This is a genomic window from Amycolatopsis sp. DSM 110486 (assembly GCF_019468465.1).
Lineage (GTDB): Bacteria > Actinomycetota > Actinomycetes > Mycobacteriales > Pseudonocardiaceae > Amycolatopsis.
In genome coordinates, this window is record NZ_CP080519.1 from 1,786,157 (window position 1) to 1,802,111 (window position 15,955).

18 protein-coding genes are annotated in these 15,955 nt (G+C 70.8%); 10 read left to right on the top strand and 8 right to left on the bottom strand.

All coding sequences use genetic code 11. The annotated features are described in order from the left end of the window. Positions 1-29 precede the first annotated feature (29 nt). Together K1T34_RS08525 and K1T34_RS08530 are read right to left on the bottom strand one after the other, a co-directional pair. Entirely contained in the window at positions 30-1,040 is a 1,011-nt protein-coding gene (locus K1T34_RS08525) for an alcohol dehydrogenase catalytic domain-containing protein (RefSeq protein ID WP_255638403.1), read from the bottom strand. Positions 1,041-1,063: 23 nt separating this feature from the next. Next, on the bottom strand, positions 1,064-1,807 hold the full coding sequence (locus K1T34_RS08530) for an SDR family NAD(P)-dependent oxidoreductase (RefSeq protein WP_220243738.1): 744 nt from the start codon (positions 1,805-1,807) through the stop codon (positions 1,064-1,066). 107 nt (positions 1,808-1,914) lie between these two features. Here K1T34_RS08530 and K1T34_RS08535 point away from each other — a divergent pair, with 107 nt between their 5' ends. Further along, positions 1,915-2,820, top strand: a complete 906-nt coding sequence (locus K1T34_RS08535) for a LysR family transcriptional regulator (RefSeq protein WP_220243739.1) — start codon at positions 1,915-1,917, stop codon at positions 2,818-2,820. A gap of 1 nt (position 2,821) precedes the next feature. On the opposite strand, the gene K1T34_RS08540 is transcribed toward K1T34_RS08535, so the two are convergent. Then, positions 2,822-3,349 (bottom strand): hypothetical protein, encoded by a 528-nt coding sequence (locus tag K1T34_RS08540; RefSeq protein WP_220243740.1) that lies wholly within the window; start codon positions 3,347-3,349, stop codon positions 2,822-2,824. Between the two features lie 1,310 nt (positions 3,350-4,659). On the opposite strand from K1T34_RS08540, the gene K1T34_RS08545 reads away from it, so the two are divergent. Next, entirely contained in the window at positions 4,660-4,863 is a 204-nt protein-coding gene (locus K1T34_RS08545; protein WP_220243741.1) for a hypothetical protein, read from the top strand. Continuing rightward, positions 4,860-5,234, top strand: coding sequence for a type II toxin-antitoxin system death-on-curing family toxin (locus K1T34_RS08550; protein WP_220243742.1), 375 nt, complete (start codon positions 4,860-4,862; stop codon positions 5,232-5,234). Before K1T34_RS08545 ends, K1T34_RS08550 begins: the two co-directional genes overlap by 4 nt. 167 nt (positions 5,235-5,401) lie before the next feature. On the opposite strand, the gene K1T34_RS08555 is transcribed toward K1T34_RS08550, so the two are convergent. Continuing rightward, entirely contained in the window at positions 5,402-6,733 is a 1,332-nt protein-coding gene (locus K1T34_RS08555; protein WP_220243743.1) for a DUF3089 domain-containing protein, read from the bottom strand. 74 nt (positions 6,734-6,807) lie between these two features. Between K1T34_RS08555 and K1T34_RS08560 the strand changes: the two genes are divergently transcribed. From K1T34_RS08560 to bcp, 3 genes are all read left to right on the top strand, one after another. Beyond that, positions 6,808-6,990 carry a hypothetical protein gene (locus K1T34_RS08560; RefSeq protein WP_220243744.1) on the top strand — a complete coding sequence of 61 codons (183 nt, stop codon included), beginning with the start codon at positions 6,808-6,810 and terminating at the stop codon, positions 6,988-6,990. A gap of 180 nt (positions 6,991-7,170) precedes the next feature. Further along, the gene (locus tag K1T34_RS08565; RefSeq protein ID WP_220243745.1) at positions 7,171-7,707 is read left to right on the top strand and encodes a hypothetical protein; all 537 of its coding nucleotides are present in this window, start codon (positions 7,171-7,173) and stop codon (positions 7,705-7,707) included. Between the two features lie 116 nt (positions 7,708-7,823). After that, positions 7,824-8,300: a thioredoxin-dependent thiol peroxidase gene (gene bcp / locus K1T34_RS08570; protein ID WP_220243746.1), complete on the top strand. Its 477-nt coding sequence runs from the start codon at positions 7,824-7,826 to the stop codon at positions 8,298-8,300. 30 nt (positions 8,301-8,330) lie between these two features. Here bcp and K1T34_RS08575 read toward each other — a convergent pair whose 3' ends face one another. Further along, on the bottom strand, positions 8,331-10,106 hold the full coding sequence (locus tag K1T34_RS08575; protein WP_220243747.1) for a cell wall metabolism sensor histidine kinase WalK: 1,776 nt from the start codon (positions 10,104-10,106) through the stop codon (positions 8,331-8,333). Further along, complete coding sequence (locus K1T34_RS08580) at positions 10,096-10,794, bottom strand: response regulator transcription factor (protein WP_220243748.1); 699 nt, start codon at positions 10,792-10,794, stop codon at positions 10,096-10,098. The genes K1T34_RS08575 and K1T34_RS08580 overlap by 11 nt, the downstream gene beginning before the upstream one ends. Before the next feature lie 182 nt (positions 10,795-10,976). On the opposite strand from K1T34_RS08580, the gene K1T34_RS08585 reads away from it, so the two are divergent. The 4 genes from K1T34_RS08585 to K1T34_RS08600 are packed head-to-tail and all read left to right on the top strand — an operon-like array spanning position 10,977 to position 14,495. Then, complete coding sequence (locus K1T34_RS08585) at positions 10,977-12,053, top strand: HlyD family secretion protein (RefSeq protein ID WP_220243749.1); 1,077 nt, start codon at positions 10,977-10,979, stop codon at positions 12,051-12,053. Beyond that, the gene (locus K1T34_RS08590) at positions 12,050-12,733 is read left to right on the top strand and encodes an ABC transporter ATP-binding protein (protein WP_220243750.1); all 684 of its coding nucleotides are present in this window, start codon (positions 12,050-12,052) and stop codon (positions 12,731-12,733) included. Before K1T34_RS08585 ends, K1T34_RS08590 begins: the two co-directional genes overlap by 4 nt. Then, positions 12,730-13,941, top strand: coding sequence for an ABC transporter permease (locus tag K1T34_RS08595; RefSeq protein WP_220243751.1), 1,212 nt, complete (start codon positions 12,730-12,732; stop codon positions 13,939-13,941). Before K1T34_RS08590 ends, K1T34_RS08595 begins: the two co-directional genes overlap by 4 nt. Before the next feature lie 11 nt (positions 13,942-13,952). Next, complete coding sequence (locus K1T34_RS08600) at positions 13,953-14,495, top strand: hypothetical protein (protein ID WP_220243752.1); 543 nt, start codon at positions 13,953-13,955, stop codon at positions 14,493-14,495. Positions 14,496-14,551: 56 nt separating this feature from the next. Here K1T34_RS08600 and rdgB read toward each other — a convergent pair whose 3' ends face one another. Together rdgB and rph are read right to left on the bottom strand one after the other, a co-directional pair. Then, a complete protein-coding gene (rdgB, locus tag K1T34_RS08605) occupies positions 14,552-15,160 on the bottom strand; it encodes an RdgB/HAM1 family non-canonical purine NTP pyrophosphatase (RefSeq protein WP_220243753.1) in 609 nt (202 codons plus the stop codon). Then, the gene (gene rph / locus K1T34_RS08610; protein WP_220243754.1) at positions 15,157-15,933 is read right to left on the bottom strand and encodes a ribonuclease PH; all 777 of its coding nucleotides are present in this window, start codon (positions 15,931-15,933) and stop codon (positions 15,157-15,159) included. The genes rdgB and rph overlap by 4 nt, the downstream gene beginning before the upstream one ends. Between the last annotated feature and the right edge of the window lie 22 nt (positions 15,934-15,955).

Here is a 15,955-nt window from a genome sequence, read left to right on the forward strand (position 1 = left end):
AAGAGTGGGCGCGTTTTCGGACCGAGGCGTCAGTCCGCGATCTTGAGCACGACGCGGATGTTGGCCTTCGGCATGTGCTGGTAGGCCTCCTCGGCCTTCTCCAGCGGGAAGACCTCGTACACCGGCCGGATGCCGCGCAGCACGGAGAAGTTCAGCGTGTCCTCGCTGTCGCGGGCGACGCCGCTGTACCAGCCGGAGAGATTCAGCCGGTAGTCCGCCAGCGTGTGGCCGGTGACCTGGATCGGGTTCTGGCCTTCGAGCACGATCACCTGGCCGTTGGGGCGGATGCCGTTCATCAGCTCCGACTGCATCTCGGCGCGGTCGACGGTGCCGAGGATCACCGACGCGCCACCCATCTTCTTCAGGGACTCGCCGACACTGCCTTCGTTGCTGTCGATGTACTCGTCCGCGCCGAGCTTGCGGGCCAGCTCTTCCTTGGTGCGGCCGCGGTTGATCGCGACGGTGCGGAAGCCCATTTTGTTGGCGAACTGGACGGCGAGGTGGCCGACGCCGCCCACACCCTGCACGGCGACGAGATCGCCGGGGCCGGCCTTTGCATGGCGCAACGCGTTGAAGGCGGTGATGCCGGCGCACATCAGCGGCGACGCCTCTTCGAACGAGAGGCCTTCGGGGATACGGGCGACCGCGTCCTCGGGGGCGACCATGTACTCGGCGTAACCGCCGTCGAAGGACGTGCCCGTGATCGTGCGGCTGTCACAGTTGACGAAGTCACCGCGGCGGCAGTACTCACACGTGAAGTCGACGCCACCGGACCAGCCGACCCCGACCTTGTCGCCGACCTTCCACAGGGTCACGGCGTCGCCGACCGCGTCGACGACACCCGCGATCTCGTGCCCGGGCACCCGCGGCAACTTGGTGCCGAACAGGGCCATCCGGGGGATGATCTCACCGCCGCACACGCCGCACGTGTGCACCTTCACCCGCACCTGGTTGGGCTTCGGCTCGGGGATCGGCAGTTCGACCTGCACGAACGGGCCGCCCGCTTGCTGAACCTGAGCCGCGCGCATTGTCCCTGTCATTTTCCCACAATTCCTTTCGGTGGTCAGTGCATTCCGCCGTCGCAGACGAGCTGCTGTCCGGTGATCAACGCAGCTTCGTCTCCGGCGAGAAATGCCGTTACACCCGCGACGTCTTCCGTGGTGCCCAGTCGCCCGATCGGGACCATTTCGATCAAACTGCGCTTGTAATCGTCGTTGGCCGGGTCCGTGAAAATCCCCGCGCCGTCGATCGGGCCGGGCACCACCGTGTTCACGGTGACGCGGCGCGGGCCGAGCTCCATCGCGAGCACCTTCACGAGGTAACCGGTGGCCATTTTGCTGGTGCCGTAGAGGCCGACGCCCAGCTGCGGAACCGTCGTGGTGTTCGACGAGATGGTGATGATGCGGCCACCGTCGGCGATGCGGCGGGCGGCCTCTCGCAGCACGAAGTACGGGCCCTTGGTGTTCACCCGGAAGAGGAGGTCGAAGTCCTCTTCGGTGACGTCCGTGACGGGGATGTTGACCTTTTCCATGCCCGCGTTGGCGACGACGATGTCGATCTTGCCGAACTCGGCGACGGCCGCGTCGTAAAGGTCGACGATTCCGTCCACCTGAGACACATCGGCCGCGTGCACCAGTGCCTTCACACCGTGGGCCTCGGCCGCCTTTTTCACCTCTTCCGCGGCGGACGCGTCGCGGGAGTAGTTGATGACCACGTCGGCGCCCTGTTCCGCCAGCCGCAGCACGATAGCCCTGCCCAGGCCTTTCGACGAGCCCGTGACGAGGGCCACTTTACCGCTGAGATTCATAGGTGCTCCCCTGTGTCAATACAGCTATGGTCCGGCCGGGGTGCGGGAAAGGGAAACACCGGATCCTTGTGGTTGCCACAACGAACCGTTGTGACGAGGATCGTGCGGTGGACCTGAATCTGCGCCTGCTCAAAGCCCTCGAAGCCGTGGCCGACGAGGGCAGCATGACCCGCGCGGCCGGGCGGCTCATGATGACCCAGCAGGCGGTCAGCGGGCAGATCCGGCAGCTCGAGCGCGTGGCCGGCACCCCGCTGGTCCGGCGCCGGTCCAATGGCGTCGAGCTCACCGCGGCGGGGCAGGTGTTCCTGAAACAGGGGCGCGAACTGCTCACCGCGTGTTCGGCGATGGTCTCGGAAGCGCGGCTCGTCGGCTCGGGACTGTCCGGGCGGCTGCGGATCGCGTTCAAGGCGCAGAGCACCGCGCACTTCCTGCCGGACGTCGAGTCGTCGCTGCGCCGGGTCGCGCCCGACGTGGAGGTCGACGCCCTCGCGGTCCACACGCTGCCCGACGAGCTCGACGCCCTGGCCGCGGGCACCGCCGACGCCGCGTTCCTGTGGCTGCCCATCGGAGACGACCGCCGCTTCGTCACGCACTGGCTGCTCGACGAGCCACGCTGGGTCGCGCTGCCGCCGGGGCACCGCCTCGCCACTCGGGCGTCGCTGAAGGTGTCCGACCTGGCGTGCGAGCCGATCGTCGGGCCGCGCGACGGGATGCCCGAGGCGGTGGTGAAGTTCTGGTTCATCGACCCTCGGCCGGACGGCACCCGCGCGGTCTACGGGCCGCAGGGCCGGACGCCGGAGGAGTGCCTGCACCACGTGGCGGCCGGGCGCGGGTCTTGGATCGCGCCCGCGTCGACGGCCGCGTACTTCCCGTACCCGCGGCTGGTGTGGCGGCCGTTGGAGGACGCGACGCCGTTGGGGCTGGCGTTGATCTGGCTGCGGGAGAACTCGAACCCGCTGCTGGATCTGCTGCTGGAGGAGAGCAAGCGGGTGACGCGGCCGACGCCGGTGTGAGTCAGCCGGCCAGGACGGCGAAACTCAGCGCTGCCAGCGCGACGAACGCAGCCGCCAGCCTTGTCGCGATCGCGGTCAGTCCTTTTTGGACTGTGTTGCCCACCCAGTCTCTCAGGCGATGGCCTTGCCACAACAGGAGTGCCAGTACGACGAGGCCGGCGAACAGAAGCACGAACCAGCGTGGGGCGCCGGCCCAGTCGATGCCGTCGTTGCCGGCGAGGAGGACGGTCGCCGTCGAGGTACCGGTGTCGCGCGCTTCTTCGCGGACGGCGTTGACGGCGCCGACGACGACCAGGACGGCGATGGCGAGCGCGGTCAGCCGTCGGAGGATCTTGGTGGCCCGGCTTCTGCGGCGGTGCTTCTCGGGGATTTTCGCGACGTCGGCGACGAGGGCGATGGTGACAGTCAGGAGGACGAGACTGCCCAGGAGCCCCCACCACTTCACGGCGAGGCCCCAGAGGTACGCCTCGCGCAGGCCCGGGCTGCCGCCGGCCCACCACGCCCAGGCGTCGACGAGGTCGATCTGCATCGGCGCCCTTCCGGTCGGTTCTCGCCCAGCGTAGGGGCGTCTTCCGGGCGTCCGACGGGGCCGCGGCGAGAGTTCTCCCGGCTGCGACCGCCTCGTGATCGCGCTGGATTGTCGGGGGTGGCCTCTATGCTGTGCGTGTCCGGTTGATGACGGAGGGGGATCGGGCGTGGTTCACTCACCGACGCCGCAGGGGCGCGTGCTGGCTTTTGTGCTCGCGGGTGTTGCCGGGGTGTGCGAAGTGCTGCTGGTGTGGAATGAGGTCGCTGAGCTGAGCCGGCGTTTCGATCTGAATCCCGGCCCGTATTTCCACCTGGTGATCGCTTTGCTCGGCCTCGGCGTGCTCGTGGGCGCGGCGCTGCTGGCCGCGCGACGGCCACGGGTGGCTCGAGTGTTGATGCTGGGTGCGGTTGTGCAGGTGGTTCTCGCGGTACCCGGGTCGATGCGGATCTTGGGGATTCGGCGGTCGGGTGCTTTCGAGGACGTGTTCCTGCCGGCCGGCTTGGCGGCGGTGATCGCGGTACTGCTGTGGCTGCCCGCGGTGGCGGTGGCTTTGCCGGAGGTGATGCCGCGGTTCGCCGGTGGGCCGGGTTGGCAGCCGGGATACGGCGGGCCGGCCGGTTGGCAGGGTGCGGGGATGCCGGGGGCGGTTCCTGGGCAGCAGTGGCAAGGGGTTCCGGGGATGGCCGGGCCGGTTCCTGGGCAGCAGTGGCCGGGCGCTGGCGGGGCCGGCCAAGCCTGGCCGGGCGCGGTTCCGGGACAGATTCCCGGAGCCGCGATGCCGGGCCCAGCTCCCGGACTGCAGTGGCCGGCTGCCGTTGACCCCGGCCAAGCCTGGCAGGGCGGCGCGGTGCCGGGGCAGGTTCCTGGACAGGCGATGCCAGGGTCCGTTCCCGGGCAGCAGTGGCCGGGCGCTGGCGGGGCCGGCCAAGCCTGGCAGGGCAGCGCAGTGCCAGGACAGAACCCCGGACAGCCGATGCCAGGGTCCGTTCCCGCGCAACAATGGCCGGGCGCCGGTGAACCCGGCCAAGCCTGGCAAGCCGGCGCAGCGCCGCCCGGGCCGGCGTCGCAGGGGTCTGTGGCACCCGCTCAGGCGTGGTCCGGTGCCGTCCCGGCGCACGGTCAGCCCGGACAGCCTTGGCCGGGTTCGATGCCGCCAGGACAGCCGATGCCGGGTTCCGATGCGCCGGGGGCTCCGCAGCAGCAGTACCCACCGGCAGGGCCGTATCCGCCGGCGCCCCACTGAGCGATGTCCGGTCGGGGGCGGGAAAACCGGGGTTCGCCAAGCGGAGTGAGGCCTTAAGGTTCAGGACATGGGTCAGGTGCTGCCCGTCGAATTCAGTGACGGCGAGGTGCGGGAGCTCGAGCGACAGGCGGCCGCCGAGGGGCGGAGCCTTCAGGAGTACGTGCGGGAGACGCTGATGACTGCCGTGACTTCGCGGGCCCGCCAGCGCGCGACGGTGCTCGACCACGTGCTGGAAGCGAGCGCCGGCCTCAACGAGCGGCTGGCGCGATGACCGAGTACCTGACGATCCACGACTTGATGGTCGTCGCGCGCCGGGTGGTGCGGGGTGAGCTCGCGGTGCGCGACACGGGCATCCTCGCGGCCGCCGCGGCGCGCCCGCGCACGTCGGTCTTCGGCGAGGACGCCTATCCCGGCGTGTGGGAGAAGGCCGCCGCGCTCATGGAGTCGCTCGGCCGCGGCCACCCCCTCATCGACGGCAACAAACGCCTCGCCTGGACCGCCACCTGGTTCTTCCTCGGCCTCAACGACAAACCCCTCCGCACGCCCCTCGACGAGGACGCCGCCGAACCCTTCGTCCACGACGTCGTCCAGGGCCACCTCGACCTGCCCCGCATCGCCGCACGCCTGGCCGACTTCGCCTAGCCGCCCGGCAACGTCTCGCCGAGCAAGTCACCGACGTCGCCCATCGGCCCGAAGGCAGGAGCTCCGCGAGGCAGGCACGAAGCAGCCGTGCCCGACTCATGAGCGGGACCGAACCCTCTCGGTCGAACGAAACCCTGCCCCTGCAGCCAGGCGGATTCGCGGAAGTCTCACCGCGAAACCGCCTCCCACTGTGCCGTTTGCGCGTCGACCAGAGCCGTCAAGTCGCCCAACGTCAGGGAGAAGTCGTCGACATGGAGGCCGAGGCCGCCGCTGCTCGGAGGGCCCACCAGGGCGTCGCCGCCGGAGAGCTGGAGCCAGGACGCGGTGCCGCCGGGGACGGTGCGGAACTCGCACGCGCCGGTGAACTCGTCGGGATAGCGGGCGAAGCCGGTGGGGAACACCGGCAGCGAGGTGCCGAGGAGGACGGCGGTGAGGTGGCCGTTGGGGAGAAGAGCGTTGCCCTGCACCAAAGTCCGGGTGGGGAGCCGGGTGTCGAGCGGGGTCGTCGCGTCGGGCGCGGCGCCGGTCAGCAGGGCGGCCGGGTTGGTGCAGAGGATGCGGTGGCCGGGCGTCGAAGAGAGGCCGAAGGTGGAGCCGGGCGGCGGGACCGTTCCGGCCGGTTGCTTGTACGACGAGTAACTGGCCACGCAGCCGACCGGCACGGGCGCCGCGGCCGAAGCGCGAGCGCACACGGGCAGGTGCTGGAAAGCCGCGTCCGGATCGGAGCCGCCGCCGGCCGGGCGGTCGGTGGGGACCTGGACGTTGCCGCCGAGAAGCAGCGCGCTCACCAAGGAGGGCTGCACGTCGGGGTGGCCGTCCACGCGGTCGCGCAAGAGCGAGGCCGCGTCGGCGGCGCCCTGCGAGTGGCCGATCACGACCACCCCGCGGCGACGGTGCGTGACCGGGTCGATGTTGTAGTCGCGCCAGTACGTGTCCCACGCCTGTTCGACGTCTTCGAGGCCCAGCGCGTAGTCGGGTGCCGTTCCGGTGAGCACGCCGACGATGTGCGCGGCCAGCGGCGCCTGCCGGTACGCGGGCACGAACACGCGGCAGTGGTTGAGCAACGGACCGACCTGGGCGTAGGTCACGGCGGGCGCGGAGTCGTCCGGGCCGGGTGGCAGCGAGCCGATCTGCAGCGTCGGATTCGAGAGCAGGTCGACGGTCGGGTAGACGAAGAAGCAGTCCACCGGAGGGGCCGCCGGCGGCTCGAACGGTTCCACCACACTCGCGCCCGACTCCACCCGAGTGGTGTCGAACGTCACCCGACCCGGCGACGCGGGGTAGCCGACCGTGAAGCCGCCACCGGGCGTCGCGATCTGCGGGTCACCCGCCAGGTTCTGGTTGCACGGGTTCGCGGCCATGCCGGGCAGGCACACCCACACCGGGTGGTCGAGCGGCGCCGTGCCCGGCGGGGCGACACCAGACGCGGCGACGGCCGGGACGGCGGCCGCGAGGCCGAACACGGTCGTGAGAGCCAGCAGGATCACGCTTTTCCGCACGCTCGACGCTCCTTCACCGGGTGGGCGAGTCCCCCGTAGGCTGGCAGGAGCAAAGCCGATCCGGGAGGTGAGTCGTGCCGTCACGCAATCCGCTGCGCTTGCTGCGCAAGTGGACGGACTGGTTCGAAAACCGCGGCGTGTACATCCCGGGCGAGGAGAGCCGCGCGGTCGACCCGGTGCGTGACTTCGGGTGGCTGATGGTCGCGTGGGGCGCCGGCGTGGCGATCTTCATCCTGTTGTTCGCCTTCGCCGTTTAAGTGGCACATCGGTGACGACTGTCACCCGGAGTGCCCTTTCGGTCACGGATCGGCCACGGCTGTACACCAGGTCCGCGTCTTCGTGCGCGCGCACGTGCACATGCAGGGACAGTGGAGCGGGTCGCCTTCGGTCACTACGCCGAACGGCCTGAGCCCCCGCCCCGACTGGAGTAAACCGAGATGGCGCCCGCGCGCACCCCCAAGCTGTTGCTTTCCGCCTGTTTGCTGATGGCGGTGGCGGCCTGCGGGGTCGACGCGCAGGAAGGCACAGCGACGCTCGGCGGTGGTGGCGGCCCTGCGAAGGCCGCGGCCGCGCAGACGTCGCGTGACCTGCAGTTCGGCGCGGAACACCGGTTCGCCAGCGGCATCACGATCTCGGTTTCCGCCCCGCAGTCGTTCCAGCCCAGCCCCGCCGCGTACCCGCGCAGCTCGCGGGCGGCGTCGTTCGGCATCGAGATCACCAACAACGGCGCGGATTCCTACCGGCTTTCCGGCTTCACGGTCGCCGCGATGATCGACGGACGCCCGACCAAACAGGTCGTCGACGCCACCCAGGGCCTCGGCGGAATCACCGACGCGGGCAAAGACCTGCAGCAGGGCCGCTCCGCGCAGCTGACGCTCGCGTTCGCCGTGCCCGACGGCACCACGCAGCTCACGGTTCAGCTGCGACCCAGCGCGACCGAGCCCGCCGTGGCCACGTACTGCGGGGCCGTCTGAATTACAAATCCGGCCAAAAGCAGGCCGACCCCCGCGCGGCACGTAACCGTTGCTACGAAGCCATTCGGCCGTGACTGTGGTCGGATTGGTAACGATCGGCACAGTACGCTGCGTTCATGACCGAGCAGCGACTCTCCTCCGGCGACGCCGCCCCCGACTTCGCCCTGCCCGACAGCACGGGCAAGAGCGTCTCCCTCAGCGACTTCCGCGGCCAGGCCGTCGTCGTGTACTTCTACCCGGCCGCCGGCACCCCCGGGTGCACCAAGCAGGCCTGCGACTTCCGCGACAGCCTCGCCCAGCTCAACGACGCCGGCTACCAGGTCCTCGGCATCTCCCCGGACAAGCCGGCGAAGCTCGCGAAGTTCGTCGAGAACGAGCAGCTGACCTTCCCCCTGCTCTCCGACGAGGACAAGCACGTCCTCACTGCATGGGGCGCCTTCGGCGAGAAGAAGAACTACGGCCGCGTCTACCAGGGCGTGATCCGCTCGACCTTCATCGTCGACGCGGAGGGCAAGATCGCGAACGCCTTCTACAACGTCCGCGCGACCGGTCACGTCGCGAAGCTGATCCGCGACCTCGGCATCGCCGCCTGAGCCGCGAAGCCGGCCGCCCGGGTGAGCGGTTCACTCGGGCGGGCCGGCGGCCGGGAAGCGCAGCGTGAACGTCGAGCCCTCGCCCAGCGTGCTGCGCACCGAGACCGTGCCGCCGTGGGCGGCCGCCAGGTTGCGGACGATGGCAAGGCCCAGGCCGCTGCCGCCGCTCGCGCCGCGGGTGCGGGCTTTGTTCGCGCGCCAGAAGCGGTCGAAGACGTGCGGCAGATCGTCGGCGGCGATGCCGACGCCGGTGTCGGCCACGGAGAACACGACGTCCGAATCGGCACGCGTGGCGCTGACGGTGACGGAGCCGCCGCGGGGGGTGTGGCGGACAGCGTTGGACACGAGGTTGTCGATGGCCTGCCGCAGGCGCACGGGGTCCGCCGTGACGGCCGGGTCGGCCATCGACCGCACCACCAGCTGAACGCCCGCCGCGTCGGCGCGGGCGGCGTGGGCCGCGGCGAGCTGGGTGAGCAGGGAGTTGGCGTCGATGGGCTCGGGATGCACGCGCAGCGCGCCGGCGTCGGCGAGAGCGAGGTCCTGCAGGTCGTCGACGATGTGCTGCAGGTGCAGCGCCTCTTCGAGCAGCGACACGACGAGCTCGTCGTCGAGCCGACTCACGCCGTCCTGCGTGGCCTCCAGCCAGCCGCGGATGTTGGACAGCGGCGTGCGCAGCTCGTGCGCGATGTCGCTGACCATGGCCTTGCGCGCTATCTCCAGCTTCTCGCGCGCCTCGGACATGTCGTTGAACGCCCGCGCCAGCCGCGCGATCTCGTCCTTGCCCTTGACCTTCACGCGCGCCCCGGCCTCGCCCGCCTCCATGCGCTGCGCGGCGCCCGTGAGCGCGTGCAGCGGCCGGATGAGTCGGATCGACGCGAGCCCGGTGGCCACGACCGTGAGCACGAGGATCGCGCCCGCCACCTCGGCCAGGCGCACCTGGTTGTCCGACGACAGCGTGAACCCGCTCGGCGGCTGGTCACTGCCCTTCTCCGTGATGTAGAGCCACGCGGGGGGCGCGACATACGACGCCAGCTGCTCATGACGCGCGGACGTCACGCAGTTCTGCGCCGTCGTGTCCGTCGCGTCTGTCGCGCCGGTCTCGGGCCCGATGAACGTCCACGACAGCGACAGCTGCGCCGCCGGAGCGCTCTGCGCGCTGCGGCCGAGGCAGGCGTTCACGAGGTCCTGCAGCTTGTCGAGCGCGGCCTGTTCGGTGTCGGTGGGTTGCTCGAGGCTCGTGCCGTTGCACCGCGTCAGCGCGTACGGGTCGTCGGCCACCACTCGCGGGTGCCCACCGGGCGACACCTCGATGCTGCCGACGCTCCCGCGCTCTTGCACGCACCGCAGCACGCGCTGCGCGACGCCCGTCAGCCTCGCCTTTTCGTCCTGCGGCAACGCATACGGCCCCACCGCCTCCGGGTCGATCCGGTCCGGTGTGGACTGCACGCCCAGCCCTGGGTCGACCGACAACGGGTCGACCACCACCGAAGGCTGCGGCGGCAACCGTCCGGGGTCGGGGTCGGAACTCGCGATCACCTTGCCCTGCGGGGTCGCCAGCACCACGCGGCGGCCGGTGCTCTCGGCGTAGGTGGTCACGACCTTGCCGACGCCGTCCCAGTTCGGGTGCGTGGCCGCGTAGCCGAGCAGGCCCTGGTAGATGGTGCCGTCGTCGGCGAAGACCTGGCCCTGCTCCTGCCGGATCGCGCCCGTGGTGGTGCGCGCGGCGAGCCACGCCGTGGCCGCGATCGCGCACACCGCGACCAGCGCCGACACCGCGATGAGGCGGACCAGCAGGCTACGCCGCATCGGGCGGCCCAGCCGTAAGCTTGTAGCCGACGCCGTACACGGTCAGCAGCCGCTTGGGTTTGCGCGGCGCCGCCTCGATCTTCTTGCGCAGGTTCATCACGTGGACGTCGATCGCGCGCTGGGTGATGTAGCGGTCGAAGCCGTGCAGGTGCTCCAGCAACTGCCCGCGCGTGAACACCTGGTCCGGGTGCGCGGCCATCACCTCGAGCAGCCGGAACTCACCCGGAGTGGTCTCGATCAGCTGCCCGGACACGACCACCTCGTGCCGGCCGACGTCCACGGTCAGCGCGCCGACGCGCAGCGGGCCATCCGGGGGAACGGCAGTTTTGGTGCGGCGCAACAAAGTCCGCACCCGAGCCATCAGCTCGCGGGGGCTGTACGGTTTGGTGATGTAGTCGTCCGCCCCGAGGTCCAGACCACGCAGCATATCGTCCTCTGTGGACCGTGCGGTCAGCATCAGCACGGGCACGTCGGACTCCGCGCGCAGGATCCGGCACACCTCGAGCCCGTCCATGCCGGGCAGCATGACGTCGAGCACGAGCAGGTCCGGCGGGCGGCGGCGGACGAGGTCGAGCGTCTCGCGGCCGTCGGGCACGACCACCACCGAGTGGCGTTCCCGCTCGAGGTAGCGGCGGACGAGCTCCGCTTGCTTCGGATCGTCCTCCGCGAGCACGATGTCTGCGCACATGCTGCGAGCATAAGGATCTCCGCCGACGCGGGCGACCCAGCGCCGCGGGAACACCGGATCAGCACCGCTTCCTGACGGCTTCCTGACAATTCGCCTCGATAGTGGCCTCCGGACCCGCCGGATCAGTCCACTTCGGACGCGCCGGGTGAGTGGAAGCGGAGAAACGATGATGGAGGCCGTCAGTGGCCGGTAAGTCCCGGCGGCGCGCGATCGCCGTCTCAGCCTCGGCCGCCGTTGTGGTGCTGCTCGGCGTCGGCGCGTACGTGGCCATCGACCACGGCCGCGGCACGGCGGAAGCCGCGGCTCCCCCGCCCGCCGTGACCACCGTCGCCGTGGCCAGGACCGACCTGTCGAACACGCGGACGTTCACCGGCACCCTCGGCTTCGGCACGCCCGAGCCGCTCAAGGGCGCGGGCGCCGGCGTGGTCACGCAGCTGCCGGACGTCGGCACCGTGGCCCAGCGCGGGAAGCCGCTGTACTCCGTGAACGGTGTGGGAGTGCCGGTGTTCTTCGGCGACACCCCGCTGTTCCGCAAGCTCGACAACCCCGACCTGACCGGCCCGGACGTCGCCACGGTGGCCGACAACCTCGCCCGCCTCGGCTACTCCGTCGGCACGCGCGCGAAGGATCCGCAGAAGGCGAAGTTCACGTTCGCCGACGCGCTGAAGAAGTGGGAGAAGAAGGCCGGCCTGCCGGACACGGGCACGCTCGACGTCGGCCAGGTCGTGGTGCTGCCCGGCGAGGCGCGCGTGAACAGCGTGACGGCCCAGCTCGGCGACCCCGCCGCAGACCCGCTGCTCACCACGACGCCGACGGCGAAGGTCGTGATCGCGCCCGTGGACGCGGCCGAGGTCGGCTCGGTCAAGACCGGCATGGCCGTGACGATGGTGCGCCCGGACGGCAAGGAAATCCCGGCGAAGGTCACTTCGGTGAGCACCGCCGTGACCGGCGGCGACCCGTCGGGCGGCGACCCGGCGCAGGGGCCGCCGAAGATCAACGTGACCGTGGTGCCCGTGAACGCCTCGGACGTCGGCGACCTCGACTCGGCGTCGGTGCAGGTCCAGGTGGCCACCGAGACCCACGCCGGCGTGCTGGCCGTGCCGCTCGGTGCGCTGGTCGCCTTGCGCGAAGGCGGCTACGCCGTGCAGCTGCAGGGCGGGAAGCTCGTGCCGGTGAAGACGGGCATGTTCGCGCGTGACCAGGTGGAGATCAGCGGCCCGGGTATCACCGAGGGCCTGCGGGTGGTGACGACCTCGTGACGCCGGTGCTGGCTCTGCACGGGGTGAGCAAGCACTACCCCGGGGGTGTGAAGGCGCTCGACGACGTGTCGCTGGCCGTCGCCGAGGGTGAGCTGCTGGCGATCGTGGGACCGTCCGGTTCGGGCAAGTCGACGCTGCTGAACATCGTCGGCACGCTCGACCTCCCGACTTCCGGCACCGTCGAGCTCGGCGGCCAGGATGTGACGCAGCTGAGCGACCGGCGGCTGTCCGCGCTGCGCGGGCGGTGGCTCGGGTTCGTGTTCCAGCAGTTCCACCTCACCGACGGCCTCAGCGCGGCGGAGAACGTGGCCACCGGCCTGCTGTACGCCGGGGTGCCGCGCAAGCAACGTCGTCCCCTCGCTTTGGAGGCTTTGGGCCGGGTCGGGCTCGCGCACCGCGTGGACCACCGGCCGCACGAGCTTTCCGGTGGTGAACGCCAGCGGGTCGCCATCGCGCGGGCCGTGGTGAACGACCCCGCGCTCGTGCTCGCCGACGAGCCGACGGGCGCGCTCGACACCGCCAACGGCCACGCCGTCCTGGAGTTGCTCCACGGCCTCAACGCCGAAGGAACGACCATCGCGATCATCACGCACGACCGCGACATCGCGGCGAGCCTGCCGCGGCGCATCGAGTTCCGCGACGGCCGGATCGTGCAGGACCTCGTGGTGATTGCCGCGTGAGCACAGCACTCGACACGCGCCCGGTGCGCCTGGGCCTGCGCGACGTCCTGCGTCTCGGCCTGCTCGGGATCAGCACTCGGCGGCTGCGCGCGGCGCTGTCGGCGCTCGGGATTTCGCTCGGCATCGCGACGATGATCGTGGTCACGGGGATTCCCGCCTCCAGCCAGGCCGCGCTGCTGGACAAGCTGACGGCGCTGGGCACGAACATGCTGCGCGCCGAACCGCAGCCGAACCAGACGCCGCCGGTACTGCTGCCGGAGTCGTCCGTCGGCAGCGTCGCGCGGATCGGCCCGGTGACCACGGCGGCGGCCGTCGCGAACACGCACCAGACCGTGCGGCGCTCCGATCTGACCGACCCGCTCGACGGCTCGGGTCTCGCCGTGCTGGCGAGCAGCCCGGACCTGCTGTCCGCGCTCAACGGCACCGTGCAGAGCGGCAAGTTCCTCGACGCGGCAACGCAGAACCTGCCCGCCGTCGTGCTCGGGTACGTCGCGGCGTCGCGGCTCGGCATCCCCGCGGTGACGCCCGGCCGGCCCGCGCCGATCGTGATGATCGGTGAGCAGTGGTACACCGTGACGGGCGTGCTGGCGCCGATGCCGCTCGCGCCGGACATCGAGCGCGCGGTGCTCGTCGGCTGGGGTTCGGCCAAGCAGTTCCTCGGCTTCGACGGCCACCCGACGGTGATCTACGTGAAGGCGCGCGAAGACGCGATTCCCGACGTCCGCGCGGTGTTGCCCGCGACGCTGTACCCGCAACTGCCGGGGTTGGTTTCGGTGAGCCGGCCGTCGGACGCGCTGGCGGCCAAGCAGGCGAGCCAGACGACGTTCTCCGCGCTGTTCCTCGGGCTGGCGGGGGTCGCGCTGCTGGTCGGTGGTGTCGGCGTGGCCAACACGATGTTCATCTCGGTGCTGGAACGCCGTCGCGAGATCGGCTTGCGGCGCGCGTTGGGGGCGACGCGGGGGCAGATCCGCGGGCAGTTCCTCACTGAGGCGGTGGCGTTGTCCGGTCTCGGCGGTTTGGCGGGGACGGTGCTGGGGATCGTCGTGACGCTGCTTTACACGACGTACCAAGGGTGGCCGCCCGTGATCCCGCCACTGTCCGTGGTCGGCGGCGTGGCGGGCGCGCTGGTGGTGGGCGCGCTGGCGGGGATTCATCCGTCGATCCGCGCGTCTCGGCTCACCCCGACGCAGGCGCTGGCAACGACATGAGGGAGCTTCGAATGTCCAAAGTGGTCTGGCTCGCGGGGCTGGCACTGGTTCTCGCGGCGTGTTCGTCGCCCGTGCCGTCCAGCCCTCACGTCGCTTCGCTGGGTACGCCGTCGGTGACCGCGTCGTCCTCGGCGCCTGCCTCGACCGACGCCGATGGCGGCCGCCCCCGCCACCGCGTCGACGAATCGCCGGAAGACTCCCAGCGGCTCATCGAACCGTGGCGCACCTGCATGAAGGACCACGACGCGGACGTCGACCAGCAGCCCCACAGCATCGCGGGCGCCGAACAGTGGTCCAAGGACCACCAGGCCGCCGGCGACGCGTGCCGTTCCAAGCTGCCCCTGCTGCCGTGGGGCGAGGACCCGGCGAACCCGACGTACAAGGACAACCTGCACCGCTGGGTCGAATGCATGACCTCACAGGGCATGCACGTCGCCGAAGACCCGGACGACGACGAGTCCCCGTGGCACTACACGAGCAACAACCAGCCGCCGAACTCGGACAAGATCGAGCAGGGGTGCGAAGTCCAGGTGATGGGACCGAGCGACAAGTAGCGGCCCTGGTGTGGCGTTGGTTTCCTCAACCGCCACACCAGGGTCGGTACCGTTCGTCAGGCCTTGGCGAGGTCGCGTAGCGCCGGCAGCAGCGCCCGCAACGCGCGGCCCCGGTGGGAGGCCGCGTCCTTTTCGGACGGTTCCAGTTCCGCCGACGAACGGGACTCGCCGTCCGGGAGGAAGATGGGGTCGTAGCCGAAGCCGTTGGTGCCGCGGCGTTCGCGCAGCAGGGTGCCGCGCCATTCGCCGCGGACGATGGTTTCCTCGCCGGACGGAAGGACGAGGGCGGCGGCGCAGACGAAAGCAGCGCCGCGGCGGTCGTCGGGGGTGTCGGTGAGCTGGGCGAGCACCAGGTCGAGGTTGGCGTCGTCGTCGCCGTGACGGCCGGACCAGCGGGCGGAGAGGATGCCGGGCATGCCGTTCAGCGCGTCGACCGCCAGGCCCGAGTCGTCGGCGACGGCGGGCAAACCCGTGGCCGCGACCGCGTCGTGGGCCTTCGCGACGGCGTTGCCCTCGAAGTCCGGCGCGGTTTCCGGGGCCTCGGGGAACTCGTCGACGTCGGCGAGGCCCAGCACCTCGATGCCGGAGATGCCCTCGGCCTCGAGGATGCGCCGCAGCTCGCCGAGCTTCTTCTGGTTGCGCGTGGCCAGCAGCAGCTTCGTCACTTGGCGCCCTTCTTCCTGTCCGGGCGCGGCTGCGGCAGCTCACCCGGGTACGGCAGCGCCAGTGCCTCGTTCTGCAGCTGCGTGAGCGTCGCGCAGCCGGCGAGCGCCAGGTCAAGCATGGTGTCCAAAGTGGACCGTGCGAAGGTGGCGCCCTCGCCCGTGCCCTGCACCTCGATGAGCGTGCCGGCGTCGGTGGCGACCACGTTCATGTCGACCTCCGCGCGCGAGTCCTCCTCGTACGGCAGGTCCAGGCGCACGCGCCCGTCGACCACGCCGACACTCACCGCGGCGACGGAGGACGACAGCGGCTGCGGGTCGTTGAGCCGGTTGGCCGCGCCGAGCCACGTGATGGCGTCGCGCAGGGCGACGTAGCCGCCGGTGACCGCGGCGGTGCGGGTGCCGCCGTCGGCCTGGATCACGTCGCAGTCGATCACGATCGTGTTCTCGCCCAGCGCCGCGAGGTCGATGCACGCGCGCAGGGACCGACCGATCAGCCGGGAGATCTCGTGGGTGCGGCCGCCGATGCGGCCCTTCACGGCTTCGCGGTCGCCGCGGGTGTTGGTGGCCGACGGGAGCATCGCGTACTCCGCCGTGACCCAGCCGAGCCCGGACCCCGCCCGCCAGCGCGGCACGCCCTCGGTGACGCTGGCCGCGCACAGCACGCGCGTGTTGCCGAACTCGATGAGCACCGAACCGGCAGGCCACTTCTGAAACCCGCGGGTGATCTTGATGTCGCGGAGCTGGTCGTCGTTCCTGCCATCTTTCCTCGTCACGGGGTGCACTCTAGAAGGTGCG